Source organism: Collinsella sp. AM15-2, from assembly GCF_003471985.1.
In the GTDB taxonomy this organism is placed as follows: Bacteria; Actinomycetota; Coriobacteriia; order Coriobacteriales; family Coriobacteriaceae; genus Collinsella.
On record NZ_QRKO01000017.1, the window covers coordinates 31,172 to 47,465 of the forward strand.

11 protein-coding genes are annotated in these 16,294 nt (G+C 60.6%); 7 read left to right on the forward strand and 4 right to left on the reverse strand.

Annotation, left to right across the window (positions count from 1 at the left end):
• The first annotated feature begins 130 nt into the window (after positions 1–130).
• Positions 131–2,431 (forward strand): hydratase, encoded by a 2,301-nt coding sequence (locus tag DW171_RS07780; protein ID WP_118270893.1) that lies wholly within the window; start codon positions 131–133, stop codon positions 2,429–2,431.
• 264 nt (positions 2,432–2,695) lie between these two features.
• Here the strand turns inward: DW171_RS07780 and DW171_RS07785 are convergent, their stop codons facing one another.
• Positions 2,696–3,364, reverse strand: a complete 669-nt coding sequence (locus tag DW171_RS07785; protein WP_117848332.1) for a hypothetical protein — start codon at positions 3,362–3,364, stop codon at positions 2,696–2,698.
• A 234-nt stretch (positions 3,365–3,598) separates the two neighbouring features.
• Between DW171_RS07785 and DW171_RS07790 the strand changes: the two genes are divergently transcribed.
• From DW171_RS07790 to DW171_RS07805, 4 genes are all read left to right on the forward strand, one after another.
• Positions 3,599–4,270 (forward strand): hypothetical protein, encoded by a 672-nt coding sequence (locus DW171_RS07790; RefSeq protein ID WP_147329350.1) that lies wholly within the window; start codon positions 3,599–3,601, stop codon positions 4,268–4,270.
• Between the two features lie 286 nt (positions 4,271–4,556).
• The gene (clpB, locus tag DW171_RS07795) at positions 4,557–7,184 is read left to right on the forward strand and encodes an ATP-dependent chaperone ClpB (RefSeq protein ID WP_118270894.1); all 2,628 of its coding nucleotides are present in this window, start codon (positions 4,557–4,559) and stop codon (positions 7,182–7,184) included.
• Between the two features lie 134 nt (positions 7,185–7,318).
• Positions 7,319–7,513, forward strand: a complete 195-nt coding sequence (locus tag DW171_RS07800; protein WP_233502698.1) for a hypothetical protein — start codon at positions 7,319–7,321, stop codon at positions 7,511–7,513.
• 208 nt (positions 7,514–7,721) lie between these two features.
• Positions 7,722–9,074, forward strand: a complete 1,353-nt coding sequence (locus DW171_RS07805; RefSeq protein ID WP_055250796.1) for an ATP-binding protein — start codon at positions 7,722–7,724, stop codon at positions 9,072–9,074.
• A 44-nt stretch (positions 9,075–9,118) separates the two neighbouring features.
• Here DW171_RS07805 and DW171_RS07810 read toward each other — a convergent pair whose 3' ends face one another.
• From DW171_RS07810 to DW171_RS07820, 3 genes are all read right to left on the reverse strand, one after another.
• Complete coding sequence (locus DW171_RS07810; RefSeq protein WP_147357351.1) at positions 9,119–10,621, reverse strand: hypothetical protein; 1,503 nt, start codon at positions 10,619–10,621, stop codon at positions 9,119–9,121.
• A 238-nt stretch (positions 10,622–10,859) separates the two neighbouring features.
• Positions 10,860–11,867 carry a DUF5692 family protein gene (locus tag DW171_RS07815; RefSeq protein ID WP_118270896.1) on the reverse strand — a complete coding sequence of 336 codons (1,008 nt, stop codon included), beginning with the start codon at positions 11,865–11,867 and terminating at the stop codon, positions 10,860–10,862.
• Between the two features lie 63 nt (positions 11,868–11,930).
• Positions 11,931–12,593, reverse strand: a complete 663-nt coding sequence (locus tag DW171_RS07820; RefSeq protein ID WP_118270897.1) for a TetR/AcrR family transcriptional regulator — start codon at positions 12,591–12,593, stop codon at positions 11,931–11,933.
• Between the two features lie 189 nt (positions 12,594–12,782).
• Here DW171_RS07820 and DW171_RS07825 point away from each other — a divergent pair, with 189 nt between their 5' ends.
• Together DW171_RS07825 and DW171_RS07830 are read left to right on the forward strand one after the other, a co-directional pair.
• Positions 12,783–15,560 (forward strand): FAD-dependent oxidoreductase, encoded by a 2,778-nt coding sequence (locus DW171_RS07825; protein WP_199586918.1) that lies wholly within the window; start codon positions 12,783–12,785, stop codon positions 15,558–15,560.
• 190 nt (positions 15,561–15,750) lie between these two features.
• On the forward strand, positions 15,751–16,179 hold the full coding sequence (locus DW171_RS07830) for a hydrogenase maturation nickel metallochaperone HypA (protein WP_118270898.1): 429 nt from the start codon (positions 15,751–15,753) through the stop codon (positions 16,177–16,179).
• Positions 16,180–16,294 lie beyond the last annotated feature (115 nt).

Here is a 16,294-nt window from a genome sequence, read left to right on the forward strand (position 1 = left end):
ACTCGTCCTCTGCTTTACTGAGATAAAGTGAACGCAGAGATTCGTAACCCACTCGCAACCGTTCTATGGCACGATATTGAACGAATGTATGCTATGCGCCCAAATCGTTTTGGGCAGAGTGGGAGACAGTATGGTCAAGCTGTACGAGGACGGCATCTACCTGCGCGGCGGCAGCGAGGTTGTGCCTGCGGCCGAGGCTGCCGAGCGCGGTATTACGCAGACGCCCGAGGATGCCAAGCGCGGCACCATCGCGTATTCGATCCTCCAGGCACACAATACGTCCGGAGATCCCGAGGCACTCAAGATTCGCTTCGACGCCATGGCGAGCCACGACATCACCTTTGTCGGCATCATCCAGACGGCGCGCGCCTCGGGCATGGAGCAGTTCCCGCTGCCTTACGTGCTCACCAACTGCCATAATTCGCTGTGCGCCGTGGGCGGCACCATCAACGAGGACGACCACGTCTTTGGCCTCTCGGCCGCCAAGAAGTACGGTGGCATCTTCGTTCCGCCGCATATCGCCGTTATCCACTCCTTTATGCGTGAGAACTTCGCGGGCTGCGGCAAGATGATCCTGGGTTCCGACTCGCACACCCGCTACGGCGCTCTGGGCACTATGGCCGTGGGCGAGGGCGGCGGCGAGCTGGCAAAGCAACTGCTGCGCGACACCTACGACGTCGCCTATCCCGGCGTCGTCGCCATCTACCTCACGGGAGCCCCGCGCCCCGGCGTCGGCCCGCACGATGTGGCGCTCGCCATCATCCGCGCTGTCTTTGCCAAGGGCTACGTCAAGAACAAGGTCATGGAGTTTGTGGGCCCCGGCATCGCGAGCATGACGACCGACTACCGCAACGGCGTCGACGTCATGACCACCGAGACCACCTGTCTGTCGAGCATCTGGGCCACCGACGAGGACACGCACGCATTCCTAGCCATGCACGGCCGCGGCGACGACTACCGTGAGCTCAAGCCTGCCGATGTTGCCTACTACGACGGCTGCGTCGAGGTCGATCTGTCGAGCATCAAGCCCATGATTGCGCTGCCGTTCCATCCTTCCAACGGCTTTGAGATTGACGAGCTCAACGAGAACCTCGAGGACATCCTTCACGAGGTGGAGCTCGAGGCCGCTAAGATCGGCGAGGGCAAGACGCACTTTAGCCTGCTCGACAAGATCGTCGACGGCAAGCTGCACGTGCAGCAGGGCGTTATCGCCGGCTGCTCGGGCGGCAACTATGACTCCGTGGTCCAGGCTGCCCGCGTGCTCAAGGGCGCCAATACCGGCTGCGGCGAGTTCTCGCTGTCGGTCTATCCCACGAGCCAGCCCGTGGCGCTCGAACTTACACGCCGCGGCTACATCTACGACCTCATGGAGGCCGGCGCAATCGTGCGCACGGCATTCTGCGGCCCGTGCTTCGGCGCCGGCGACACGCCCGCCAACAACGGCCTTTCGATCCGTCACACCACGCGCAACTTCCCCAACCGCGAGGGTTCCAAGCCGGGTAATGGCCAGCTGAGCGCCGTGGCCCTGATGGACGCCCGCTCCATTGCGGCAACGGCTGCCAACGGCGGCGTCCTGACGCCGGCGACCGACCTGCCCGAGGACACTTGGGACGAGGCCTGCGAGTACACCTTTGACGACGCGCCGTACAAGAAGCGCGTGTGCTGGGGCTTTGGCAAGGCGGAGCCTGCCGACGAGCTGGTCGAAGGCCCCAACATCAAGCCGTGGCCCGCGATGGAGCCGCTCGGCGACGACATCCTGCTCAAGGTTTGCTCCAAGATCATGGACCCGGTCACCACGACCGACGAGCTCATTCCCTCGGGCGAGACGAGCTCCTTCCGCTCCAACCCGCTGGGCCTGGCTGAGTTTACGCTGAGCCGCCGCGACCCGGCCTACGTGGGTCGCTCCAAGGAGGTCGACGCTGTGGAGAAGCGTCGCGTTGCCGGCGAGTCCGCGGGCGACCTGGCGGCGTTCGATGCCGAGCTTGCCGGTGTGTTTGAGGCGCTGGCCGGCGCGGGTGTCGCGGCCGATGCCAAGGCGACCGAGTTCGGTTCCATGATTTACGCCAAGAAGCCTGGCGACGGCAGCGCCCGCGAGCAGGCCGCGAGCTGCCAGCGCGTAATTGGCGGCCTGGCCAACATCGTCCACGAGTACGCCACCAAGCGCTATCGCTCCAACGTGATGAACTGGGGCATGGTGCCCTTCCAGATGGAGGCCGAGCCCAACTTTGAGGTGGGCGATTACGTCTTTGTGCCGGGTATCCGTGCCGCGCTCGATGGCGACCTGAAGGACATCGCCGCCTACGTGGTGCGCGCCGATGGTGCGGTCGAGCAGATTGAGCTCTATATTGCCGATATGACGGCCGAAGAGCGTGCCATCGTCAAGGCCGGCTGCCTGATCAACTACAACAAGTTCAAGGCCGCTGCCGAGTAACTCTGCTGTACGCCCCGGACACACCTTTCCCTCGTGCTCACGCGCTTCGCGAGGGTCGCCCGAGGGAAAGGTGTGGCTGGGGCTACTGCGACGTTCTCGTTGGGTCTTGAGGGACGCTAATAAATAGACTTGCTTGATGCCGCCTCTGTTATCGGGGCGGCTTCTTTTTGTTGAAAACCACCACAAAGGGGGCAGGCACCTTTGTGGTGGTGGGGACGAGCTCGATGCTGTTGTGATCGTTGAGCGGCATGTTAATGGGCGGCTCTACAGAATTTCATCTGGGCTGGCGGGTTTGGTTGTTTTGGTGATGCCGAGTTTGGATGACGCGAAATCGTCAACATTGTCCTTAATTCCGTCTTTGGTGTAGACAGTGACCATATAGGTGCTGTGTCCGAATTCGCCCTTGTCGCGTGTTGCCCAGGCATCCCAGTAGGCGGCCCCGTTTCGCCCTTTGATTTTTCCGACACGGCGGAGTTCTGTTCGCTTTAATTTCTGGTTGCTATAGATGGTTCGACCGGCCTCCTCGGTGAGCCCGCACTGTCCAAGCATCTTGTCGAGGACTTGGTTCATGTGGCGCTCATCGGTGTTTGGTGCGTAGTCGTAGGCGAGGGTGATGAAGTCGAGTGGCTGGTCGTCGATTAGATAGTTTAGCGTCTGAGGTCCAAGGCAGAAATAGGGGGAGCATCCGTCGATCTGACCGAGCAGTGGCAACTTTGACTGCCAACTTCCGGTGGGAATTCCATCTTCGTAAAACACGCCGCGACAGATAAAGGAGAGCGAGGTGGCACGCGAGCCGGCGTCGACCATTCCGCATAAATCGAAGGGCGAGGTGATACCAAGGGAAAAGGGCGTGATGACGATAAGGAAGAGCATCACGATGGGTATGGCGAGAATGGCGATGACGTTGCGACCGGTGGAATGAGGCGGCTTCATATGCGCTCCTCGAGACAAAGATCTGTTGAGGATAGGCAGAAATGGATATGTTCAGAGAGCAATTCAAGTTTAATCTCATTGCGCGAGATGGTCGACCGTTAGCGTCGAAAACCACCACAAAGGTGCCTGTCCCCTTTGTGGTGGTGAGGAGCGCGCGGCTTCTTTTGGTAATAGTGTTAGCTGGCGGTATCATTAGTGCAGGTGGCGAAGGTTTGCATTGTGGGGTGTTTTGCCGTGAGCCGTTCTGCCCGTATTGGATTGATTGTCTTGGCGCTTGCGATCGCTGTGGTTGGCGCGGGCGCTGTCGGTATGGCATTTCTACCTGCTGCGGTGACGGAGCCGGTGGTCAAGCCTGTGACTCAATCTGTCGAACTTCTGACCGGCGACGACAAGCCCGAGACCATTACCGTTGATTTTGATGAGCAGCCGGCTGTGCTGGGCATTAGCAATTATCCGCGTATTCAGCTTGGGGCCATGCGCTATACCACGGATACAAGCCTGATCGATAGGGCGTCCGAGCTACTCAAGGGCAAAACATTTAAGCGTTGGTACGGATATGCGTCCTATCGGGCAAAAGCGAACGACATGGTTGGCGGATGCCACTCGTCCATCGAGCTGGACACTGCAAACGGCGCAAAGTTATGTGATGTCTCGTACGATCCGGGCTACGAGGGCAATGAGGGTCCGGGCATCTACATCATGGACGGCGATGTCGCCTATGTCATGGAGGGCGACCAGACCGAGCTCAACGATTTTATGGGTCAGTGTATCCAAGATGCCTATAAACAGACCTGCTTGCCTGACCCGCAGACTGCACGCGATAGTGGGTCTGCCCGTACATGGCTGTTCGAGGATGAGATGCCCTGGACCGTCGAATCGGGAAGTACGGGTTCGGCGAAGGAGTAGAGACCGCGACCACCACAAAGGTGCCTGTCCTCTTTGTGGTGGTTTTCGGTCTGTCTCGATCTGTAACATCTAGGATCAAAAATGGCTGCTAGATGTTACAGATCGAGACGGTAGCGCGCCTGGGCAGCGGCGGGCTGACATCTCAGTACCCTATCCGTAATTCACTCAGAAAATCTTATATATAGAGACTTAGATTTGTGTATAAGATCGCGTAAAGCTGGCAACAATACTTCTCGAACAACGTGAAGCCGCCCCGTAGGGCGGCCGCCCCAAGAGAGGTGATTCCATGAGAATCGATAAGCTAGCAATGACGTCGCGCGAGGCGCTGCAGACCGCCATGAGCACGGCTGCCGATGCACAGGCCGGCGCGGTGGAGCCGATCCACCTGCTGTCTGCCCTGCTCGGTGCCGGCGAGCGCAATATCTCCGTGATCATCGAGCGCATCGGTGCCGACCCGGCTCAGCTCGCACGCTCCACACAAGATGCCATCGACCATGCGCCCAAGGTGTCGGGCGAGGGTCAGCAGATGGGCCTGTCCAACGAGCTCGTTCGCGTGATCGAGAAGGCCGAGAAAAAGGCCACCAAGATGGGCGACAGCTTTGTGGTGACCGAGCATCTGCTGATGGCACTTGCCGAGGACAAGGGTGAGGCGGGTCGCGTGCTGCGTGACGCCGGCGTGACCAAGGAGCGCATCGAGCAAGTCTACGAGGAACTGCGCGGCGATGACCGCGTGACGTCTGCCGAGGACAAGACGCAGTTTGAGGCGTTGGAGCAGTACGGTCGCAACATCTGCGATCTGGCTCGCGCCGGCAAGCTCGACCCGGTCATCGGCCGTACCGACGAGATCCGTCGTACTATTCAGGTTCTGTCCCGCCGCACCAAGAACAACCCCGTGCTTATCGGCGAGCCGGGCGTCGGCAAGACGGCCATCGTCGAGGGCATTGCTCAGCGAATCGTGGCCGGCGACGTACCGAGCACCCTGCGCGACCGCGACCTCATCGAGCTCGACATGAGCGCGCTGGTCGCCGGCGCCAAGTATCGCGGCGAGTTCGAGGACCGCTTGAAGGCCGTGCTCAAGGAAGTGCAAAAGGCGCAAGGCAAGGTCATCCTGTTCATCGATGAGCTCCACACCATCGTGGGCGCGGGTGCCACCGAGGGCTCCATGGATGCCGGCAACATCCTCAAGCCGGCGCTCGCCCGTGGCGACTTGCACGCAATCGGCGCGACTACGCTCGACGAGTACCGCAAGTACATCGAGAAGGACGCGGCACTCGCCCGTCGTTTCCAGACCGTGATGGTCAGCGAGCCTACCGTCGAGGACACCATTTCAATCCTGCGTGGCCTCAAGGAGAAGTACGAGATCTTCCACGGCGTGCATATCACCGATAGTGCGCTCGTGGCAGCTGCCGACCTCTCCGATCGCTATATCGCCGACCGCTTCCTGCCCGACAAGGCCATCGACCTGGTCGATGAGGCGGCAAGCCGCTTGCGCATGGAGCTCGACAGCATGCCGGTCGAGATCGACGCCACCACGCGTCAGCTCACCCAGCTGCAGATCGAGGAACAGGCGCTCATGAAAGAGACCGACGACGCCTCTAAGGAGCGTTTGGAGGCTCTGCGCCAAGAGATTGCCGAAGTCCAGGAAAAGCTCAACGTGCAAAAGGCCGGCTGGCTCAACCAAAAGAACGCCATCGACCACGTGCAGGAGCTTAAGGGCCAGCTTGACGCGGCCAAGAGCGAAGAGGAGCGCGCGACGCGCAACGGCGATCTGGGCCGTGCGTCCGAGCTTCGCTATTCTGTGATCCCGGGTCTGCAGCAGCAGATTCAGGATTCCGAGGCTGCGCTCGAGGCGCAAAAGCAGCAGGACGGCGAGGGCCTCAACGAACAGGTGACCTCCGACGAGATCGCCGAGGTCGTGAGCGCCTGGACCGGTGTGCCCGTGTCCAAGATGATGCAGGGCGAGCTCGACAAGTTGAAGGGCTTGGAGGGCGAGCTGCATAAGCGCGTTATCGGTCAGGACGAGGCCGTCTCCGCTGTAGCCGCGGCCGTGCGTCGCAGCCGTGCGGGTCTCTCCGACCCAGACAAGCCCATCGGCAGCTTCTTCTTCCTGGGCCCCACCGGCGTAGGCAAGACCGAGCTCGCCAAGGCGCTGGCCGAGTGCCTGTTCGATGACGAGCGCGCGCTCGTGCGTATCGACATGTCCGAGTATATGGAGAAGTTCAGCGTCCAGCGTCTGATCGGTGCGCCCCCGGGATACGTGGGCTATGACGAGGGCGGCCAGCTCACCGAGGCCGTGCGCCGTCGTCCCTACTCCGTGATCTTGCTCGACGAGATGGAGAAGGCTCATCCGGATGTCTTTAACGTGCTGTTGCAGGTGCTTGATGACGGCCGTCTGACCGATGGCCAGGGTCGCCAGGTGTCCTTCAAGAACACGATTATTATCATGACGTCCAACGTGGGCTCCAAGGCCATCGCCGATCTGTCCGGTAAGGACGAGGAGGAGATGCGCCATCAGGTCGACGCCGCCATGGCTCAGACCTTCCGCCCCGAGTTCCTCAACCGTATCGACGATATCGTGGTGTTCCATCCGCTCGGCATGGCGCAGATCGAGAAGATCGTCGACATCCAGCTTGCCGACGTCCGCGCGCGTCTGGCCAAGGAGCGCATGACGCTTGCCATCACCCCGGCGGCCAAGCAGATGCTCGCCGTGGGTGGCCTGGACCCCGTGTTCGGTGCCCGTCCGCTCAAGCGCCTGGTCCAGCGCGAGGTCGTGGACGCCATCGCCGCCGCCATCATCGACGGTACGGTGCGCGAGGGCGATCAGGTGACGGTCGATGCCGACAAGGACGGCGGCTTTACCGTCGTGTGCGACAACACGCCGTCTGCTACCTACGAGGTCCCCGACGCCGAGTAGATTTATGGGACATGCCTTAAAATCTGCCAGCCGTCTCTAAACGCCAAGGGCGGCGGATCCAATTGGGTCCGCCGCCCTTTTTCGTGCGACAATCGATAATGTTGAACACGATTGCATGGCAAGGAGATATGCAGATGATAGACAAGAACAAGACGAATGCGCCGGTTGCCAACGCCGCGCCGGCCGCACCCAAGCCTGCACCCAAGCCTGTGCCCAAGCCGCGCGACCCCTACATCCGTGCCGAGAACGAGGATGACGACGGCTACGATCCTTATAGCGATCGTCGCCCCGAGCGCGAGCCCCTCTTCGAAGCCGACCCCTGGCGTTAAGTAGCTCATTTGGGACGGGGCTTTTTTAGCTACTTTGTTTTCGGCTAGAGGCGTTCATGCCTGCCCCCCTCGGCCGCTCGATATCCTCCGGGAGGGGCCACTAATAGAAAACTTGCTTATCCATTAATCAAGATACGCATAATCTTGCTCTCCTGCTAATCAAGAATCGTTATAATCTTGATTAGCAGGAGAGCAAGATTGGAGAATTATGGCATTCAACGACTTGGTGGCTCAAAAAATAAAGGACTTTGAGCAACAGGGGATTCCGCAGGTCTTTGAGCGCGACCTTGATCTGGGCAACCCGCAGGAGCCAAAGCGCGACAACATCGTATATGTGATTGTGGGCGCCCGTCGTTGTGGAAAGACGTATCGCCTGTATCAGGAGATACGGCGGCTTCAGGGCCAAGGCGTCGAGCTTGACCGGATGCTATATTTCAATTTTGAGGATGAGCGCTTGCGTCCGTATGAGCCATCGCTACTAGCGGACGTGCTCGATACATTCTATGCACTATATCCTGCTGCTCGAGGCGAGGGCGCCTACCTTTTCTTTGACGAGATCCAGGAAATACCCGAATGGGGTGCGTTTCTGCGACGCGTGGTCGATACGGAGAAGGCGACCGTTTACGTGACGGGATCTTCTTCTAAGATGCTGTCCTCAGAACTTAAGAGCGAGTTCAGGGGCCGTTCTCTTGTGCGAGAGCTTTTTCCGTTGAGTTTTTCGGAATACGTCCGATATAAGACGGGGAGCGTTCCTGAGTCGAACGCACCCTTCTCCTCGAGCGATGCAGCGTTGCTCCGACACCATCTGGTCGGATATCTCGAGCGAGGGGGATTCATCGCGACACTTGAGCAGACGCCCGCAGACGCGATTCAGCTGCTACAGGAATATGCGTCGCGAACGGTCGCCATGGACGTCGTTGAACGTTACGACGTCAAGAACCCCCGTTTGGCCTCGCTGTTTCTGGCGCGGTGCATGGCATCTTCGGGACGAGAGCTGTCAGTGAACAAAGTGTACAACGAGTTCAAGAGCAGACAGATATCCGTCAGTCGAAATACGCTCAGCGACTTACTTGAGTATTACGAGGACGCCTACCTGCTGTTTTCGGTGCCGGAGTTCACGCGTTCGCTTGCAAATAATACGCGGTCTGCGTCTAAGGTCTACGCCGTCGATCCTGCGATGTTCGGAGCGTTCTCCCCCGCATCGGCATTGGATCATGGTCAGAGGCTCGAGACCGCGGTGTTCAATGCGCTCAGAAGAAGGACCCCCGCCGTGCGGCCCGGTTCGGTTTGCCGCCTGCTGATTAAAGATAAGAATAAAAGCCATGAGGTGGACTTTGTGGCTGGGGATGCACTGCTCATGCAGGCTTACGGCCTGATTCAGGTAAGTGTGGATATGACAAGCGAGAAAACGCGCGAGCGCGAAATTGCCGCGCTCGATGCCGCGATGGCCCAGTTTGATCTTGGCGAGTCGGTAATCGTTACCATGGATGAGCAGGCCGATATTCCATGCAAACACGGCGTGGTACATGCTGTGCCCGCATGGAAGTGGCTCCTTTCCTAATCGTCTATGGATTTGCGAGGCCAGGACTCAGGTGTCATGGTCCGCTAATCCTGGGCCTTGATGCTCGGCAGGAGAATCTGGGCGAGGTAGTCGGTCTCGAGTTTGGTCGCAGCGTCGGCCTTGCCGTCTTTGCCGACCAGTACGTTCTTGATCTGGCTATAGGTGTAGCGGTTGCCGGTCGTGAGCTCGACAAGCTCAATGGCCGAGTCCATAGGGTAGGTCGACACGGGATTCTGCGTCCGTCCGTTGATGGTCTGGGGCACCACGTACGGATAGACGGGACCGCTGGCGTAGACGGTATAACCGTTGCCTAGGTTGGCCGCACCCAAAACCGTATCGCCCTCATCGGGCGTAAAGCTCTCGCCCTCGCGCACTGCGACGAGCGTCACGATCGGTGTATCGCTGTCGCCGGCAAGATAGATGCATAGCGTGCTGCCATTTTGCCAAGTCTCGACCTTGCCGTACCACTCGACGGGGATATCGAGCTGGTAGAGGTCGGTTGCCTTGTGGCGGGCGTCGGCATCACGGGCCGCCTGTGCCTTTTGCGCGCTCACGGCATTGACGGCGGCGTCGCGCCGCGCGGTTGCCGCCTGCTGGAGCACCTTGGCGGTGGCGGCGGAGCTCGCGCCTCCCTCCTCGGCATATTTGGCGGCGGCATCGATCTGGTCGTCAGTCACCGTGTCGGCCGAAGGCGCCTTGAGCTTAAAGGCGGCCTGGCTGCTTAGGTCCTGTCCGTCGCTCTTGATCGTGACCTGAGCCTTGGTGGTCGGGACGGTATAGATGGTGCCGTCGGCCGCGATGGGAGAGGCAGCGATGGAGAGCGTGTAATCGCCGGGCAGCAGTTTGATGCCGCGGCCGTGCTCGTCAACATAGAGCGTTTCGCTCACGGATGAGCCATCAGCGTCCTGACCGCTCACCTGTACGGGAATCTTAGAGCTGGTGGAACAGTCGAGGCCCGCGGCATGCACGCCAATCTGCACCGACATCATCGTGTGGGCATTGGCGGCGACAGCGGCAGCCTGCTCTTGCTGATATCCGTTCCAGGCAGCATAGCCTGCACCGCCGGCGACGAGCGCGGCGGCCACGATACCGGCGACCATCAGATTGCGGCGCTTGGGCGACATCTTGCGATGACGAACCTCGGCCTCGCGTGCCGAGGGAACGGACGGTAGGGGAATATCGCCCATGGCGATGGTCTCGTCCACGGCTGGTGCGGAACCCAGGCCAGGAAGCTCGCGGGTCAGCGAATCCTCGGCCGGCAAGCTGTCGAGCAAGACGGTTTCCTCGCCCGTGTCGGATTCGGGCTGATTGCCGGCCTTGCTTTCGGTGTCTTCGTGACCTGCCTCGTCTTCGGTGGGCGCGGCGCCATCGTCTTTTGCATCCTGATCATCGAGCTGCGCCTCGATTTCCGGCTCATGCTGCACATCAACGCTCGAATCGTCAAACGTAATCTCGGCCAGCGCGATCTGGTCTAGACTCTCCAGGGCCTCGGCACACGCTTCTGCATCTTGGACCGCATCCTCTTGGCCCATCGTCTCATCTTTCATATATCCCCCAAGCTCAATATCGGGACAACAATGTACCCAAAAACGGGGCTCCATAGAGCCGCCGCATGATTTGAAATCCGATTTTATATATGCGCGTGTTTTTGAATAGATGAATAGAGGCGCAACGACAAAAAGCCCCCGGAAAGCGAGCGAAACGCTTTTCGGGGGCTCTGCGAGACATTGGATTGAAAGGCCTGGTGAGCGGGCCTATGCCCAAGTGCCAACAGCGGCCAACATGTTACTCGGCGTGCGCGTAATCAACCTTGGCGCGGCGAGCGGTAGCCTTCTCCCAATCGCTGGTGCCCTCAAAGACATCCTGCTTGTAGGGATTGCGGCCGAGCTTCTTGGCGCGGTAGGCGATGTAGATGATCGCGGCGATGTTGGCGATCAACGCAGCGACCGAGACCGCGGTAGCGGCGCCGGGGTCAAGCGTGGAGTGCGTCACAAAGATGGACTCCTCCTGGAAGTACGGGAACACCTGGGCAAACATGCACCAAATGGCCAGCGTAAAGGCACGGTTCTGGATCCAGCCGCCCTTGTTCCAGATAAAGGCGGCGACGGTGGGCGCCAGCAGCAGCGCAAAGCCGCAGAACCAGGAGTGGGTGGGCAGGCAGTTGTAGGTGTAGCAGAAGTTCCAGATGTCGTAGGCGATGATGTAGACCCAGGTCATGTCGGGCCACAGCATGTCGGTCTTGTCCTCGGAGGCGTAGACGCTCCACCAACCGGTCATGCAGAAGATGTTGATGATGCCCGCGATGCCGTTGAACACGTTGTTCCAGCCGGCAAGCTGCGTGGCGCCCTCGGAGGTGACCCAAGTGGACTGGCCCAGGACAAAGAAGTGATAGGCGCTCTCAAAGTCGGACACGACGGCAATCATGATGTTGATGGCGACGATCACAAACGGCCACGCGCGGAACCAATGCGCCTTGCCGATCTTGCCCCACTGGTACTTAATGGCAATGAAGCCCCAGCAACCGGCCAGCGCCGCGTATACCTTGGCGTAGTGGAACCAGCTGTTCTGGTACACATGGGTGGGGTTGGTGAGCGCCCACTCGGCACCCTGCGAGACGCCGATGGCGATAGCGACGCAGTAGATGGTCATGGCCAGCGGAGCCACGCCAAAGATGATTGCCGCGCCCAGCTTGGTGCGGCGGCCGACCTCGTTGAGCACGATCAGGCCAATAAAGACCATGGCCCAGCCGGCCCAGTGGATAAGGGTATCGCTACCCCAAACATCGAACAGCATGCTGCTCTCCTTTCACACGCCCGCGGCCCCTCTTCCGATCGCGGGCAGTTTGGCCAAATGTCGTCAGTTCTGGGGCTTGCGCTCCGGATACTTGGCGGTGTAGCCCTCGATGTGGAGTGTCGAGGCGATGATTTCCTTGACCGTCTCGTCGGGCACATCGGGGTGCGTGCGGATATACATCAAAAGACCCATGATGAGGGTGTAGAACGTCTCGTAGACATGGTCGATGCGTAGCTCATGATGGGCGACAAAATCCACCACGGTGGTATCGCAGATATACTGCGCCACGCGCTGGACCACGTTGTGCAAAAAGCCGCCGTAGAGCGCGCCGCTGCTCGAGGTGAGCGTACTCGGCAGCTCGTGGCCGCTGGCGACCAGACGCTTAAAGAGTGGGGCGACGGTGTCGAGCGCGCCCTCGATATCACCAACGGTGCGGCCGGCATTCCACTGCTCGAGCTCGGAGATAAAACCGTCGATTGCCTCGTCCATGACGGCGGTGACGGCGGCGTCCATGTCGGCGAAGTAGTGGTAGAACAGCGAGCGCGTGCAGCCGGCTCGCTTGGTCACGGCCGATACCGATAGGTGGGACACGCCCAGCTCGGAGCTTACGGTGCGCACGGCATCGAGAATCTCGCGACGGCGTTCGTCGCCCGTCAGGCGCTTTGCCGCGCTATCGGATGCGGGGACGGCATCGACCACAGAGATATCCGCTGTGTTGTTGCCCATGTTTTGCCGCCTTTCATCCTCTTTTGCCTGACCGTTCGCCTAACAGTCTTGAATATTGTTGACGGTTCGTCAATACTATTTTTGACACAATGTCAACAATGGCGGGTGAACGGCATGGGGGCATGCTCGGCCTGCAAAAAAAGAGGGGCGCTGCGGTCTCGCCGGGCTGCGGCAAGAGAAGGGATAACCATGATTCTCAACGGACCGGGGATTAGCTATACCGAGCCCGATATCGGCGCGGAGTTCGTGCCGCCGATACCGGAGCATCCGCGCGAGGCCATCGTCAAACTGTGTGAGCACTGCACCAACCGCCTGTTGCACCGCGACGAGCTGCTGGGCTACGAGTACTGGTCGTTTGCCGAGGCCGCAACCGACGAGCAGGCCGAAGTGCTCTGCAAGATGAAGATGCGCCGTCCCTATACGCTGCCCGAGATGGTCAAGCTCACCGGCATGCCCGAGGCCGATATCGAGAAGATGCTCGACGACATGAGCTACACGGGTCTGCTCGAGTACAACTGGGAAAACCCCGAGCGCGCCAAGCAGTGGGTGCTGCCCATGCTGGTGCCGGGTTCCGCCGAGTTCCTCAACATGCGCGTGAGCCAGCTCGAGGAGCATCCGGTCTATGCCAAGTTCTTTGAGCAGGCGTCCAAGGGACCGCTGTCCAAGGCCACGCCGATGGTGCCGCCCGGCGGTGCCGGCATCGGCATGCATGTCATTCCGGTCGAGAAGGCCATCGATGCCGCGAGTACCTCGGTGCCGATCGAGCATATCGAGCACTGGCTCGACAAATACGAGGGTAAGTATGCCGCCAGCACCTGCAGCTGCCGCGCGAGCCGTCGCGTGATGGGCGAGGGCTGCGCCGACGACCCGGCCGACTGGTGCATTGCCGTGGGCGATATGGCCGACTACGTGGTCGAGACCGACCGCGGCCATTATGTGACGCGCGAGGAAGTCTACGACATTTTGCGCCAGGCCGAGGACAACGGCTTTGTGCACCAGATCACCAATATCGACGGCGAGAACAAGATCTTTGCCATCTGCAACTGCAACGTCAACGTGTGCTATGCCCTGCGCACCTCGCAGCTGTTCAACACGCCCAATCTGTCGCGCTCGGCCTATGTCGCCAAGGTCGAGAAGGATAAGTGCGTGGCCTGCGGTCGCTGCGTTGAGGTGTGCCCTGCCGGTGCCGCTAAGCTCGGCCAGAAGCTCTGCAGCAAAAAGGCCGGCGGACAGGTGCCCGAGTATCCGCGCCAGGAGCTGCCCGATGCCACCAAGTGGGACCACACCAAGTGGTCGCCCAACTACCGCAACGATAACCGTATCGAGACGCACGAGTCCGGCACCGCGCCCTGCAAGACGGCTTGCCCCGCGCACGTTGCCGTTCAGGGCTACTTAAAGCTCGCGGCGCAGGGCCGCTATGACGAGGCGCTGGCGCTCATCAAGCGCGAGAACCCGCTGCCCGCTATCTGCGGCCGCGTGTGCAACCGCCGCTGCGAGGATGCCTGCACCCGTGGTCGCGTGGATGCCGCCGTGGCTATCGACGAGGTCAAGAAGTTCATCGCCCAGCGCGATCTTGATGCCGCGACCCGCTATGTCCCGCCCGTGGTGACCCCGACGCGTGCCGGCGGCTTCGATCAGAAGATCGCCATCATCGGTGCCGGCCCGGCCGGTCTGTCCTGCGCTTTCTATCTGGCCGAGAAGGGCTACAAGCCCGTCGTGTTCGAGAAAAACGAGCGCCCGGGCGGCATGCTCACTTACGGTATTCCCAGCTTTAAGCTGCAGAAGGATGTTATCGAGGCCGAGGTCGAGGTCATTCGCCTGATGGGTGCCGAGTTCCGCTATGGCGTGGAAGTCGGTCGCGATGTGACGCTCGACGAGCTGCGCGAGCAGGGCTTTAAGGCCTTTTATGTTGCCATCGGCTGCCAGGGCGGCCGCCTCGCCGGTATTCCGGGCGAGGATGCCGAGGACGTGACCGTGGCCGTCGACTTCTTGCGCGAGGTCAACAGCGGCAAGATTGACGCGCTGCCCGGCCGCACCATCGTGGTGGGCGGCGGCAACGTGGCTATCGACGTCGCGCGCAACGCCTGCCGTCTGGGTTCCGAGCACGTTGAGATGTTCTGCCTGGAGAGCGAGGCCCAGATGCCCGCCAGCGAGGAGGAGCGTCGCGAGGCCGTTGAGGACGGCGCTCACATCAGCTGCGGCTGGGGCCCCAAGGAGATTCACCTGGACGATGCGGGTCGTGTGTGCGGCATCACCTTCAAGCGCTGCACGCGTGTCTTTGACGACGAGGGCCGTTTTGCGCCCGAGTACGACGAGAACGATCTGCGCCGTGTCGATGCCGACCGTGTCGTCATGTCGATTGGCCAGTCCATTGTGTGGGGCGACCTGCTGGCTGGCTCCAAGGTGGAGCTCGGCCGCGGCCAGGGTGCCCTTGCCGATCCCCAGACTTACCAGACCGCCGAACCCGACATCTTTGTGGGCGGCGACGTCTACACCGGCCCCAGCTTTGCTATCGACGCTATCGCGGCCGGTCATGAGGCCGCGGTGTCCATCCATCGCTTTGTGCAGCCGGGCTCCACGCTCACCATCGGCCGCAACCAGCGCCGCTACACCGCGCTTGACCGCGACGATGTTGTGATTGAGAGCTATGACAACGCAAGCCGCGAGGTGGCACGTGTCGACCGCGAGCGCGAGAAGGCTGCGCCCTTTAGCGAGTACGTCGAGACCTTTACCGAGGAGCAGGTGCGCGCCGAGACCGCTCGCTGCCTGGGCTGCGGTGCCTCGATCGCCGACCCCAACAAGTGCATCGGCTGCGGCCTGTGCACCACCAAGTGCGCGTTTGACGCCATCCATCTGGATCGCGACCGCCCCGAGTGCTCCACGATGGTCAAATACGAGCAAAAGCTCCCGAGCCTCGGCAAGTACGCTTTGAAGCGCGCGATCAAAATCAAATTTGGGAAGAAATAAAAAACGCAACAAACAAGAGAACGGCGTAGAGAACGGTTGGACAGCGAGCGAGTCCCAGGCGTGGCGAGGTGCCTTGAAAGAGGAGGGCATAGGGCTTTTGCCCATGCCCGACGATTGAAAGGCAGATCGTCCGTCTGGGGCTCGCGCAGCGTCAAGTCGACCGCCGTTCGTTAGAACGGCGGAAGAAAAAGTGCATGAATTAGGAATCGTCTATCACATCATTCGCGATGTCGAGAATGTGGCGCGCGCCAATGGCGTGAGTCGCGTTTCGAGCGTGACGCTGCTCCTGGGCGAGGTCTCGGGCGTCGTTCCCGATCTGCTGCTTGATGCTTGGCGCTGGGCGGCAGATAAAAAGCCTATCACGCAGGGCGCGGAGCTTATTGTGGAGCCTGTCGAGGCCGTGACGCATTGCGAGGCGTGCGGCTGCGACTACGCGACGGTCGAGCACGGCAAGACCTGCCCCCATTGCGGTAGCGGCGAGACCTATCTGCTGCAGGGCCAGGAGGTCATGATCAAGCAGATCGAGACCCCCGACGAGGACCCGGCAGACACTGCTCCTGGCGACCTCTCCGACGCCCCCGATGCCGTCGACGCCGCCAACCCCCTCCATATCGCCTAACTTAGACATTGGGGACGTTCTTAAACGACTAGTCGTAAAAGAACGTCCCCAATGACTAGTCATTTAGAAACGTCCATTACAGTCGAAATTGTCAGCCCGGGACCGTCTCGGGCTA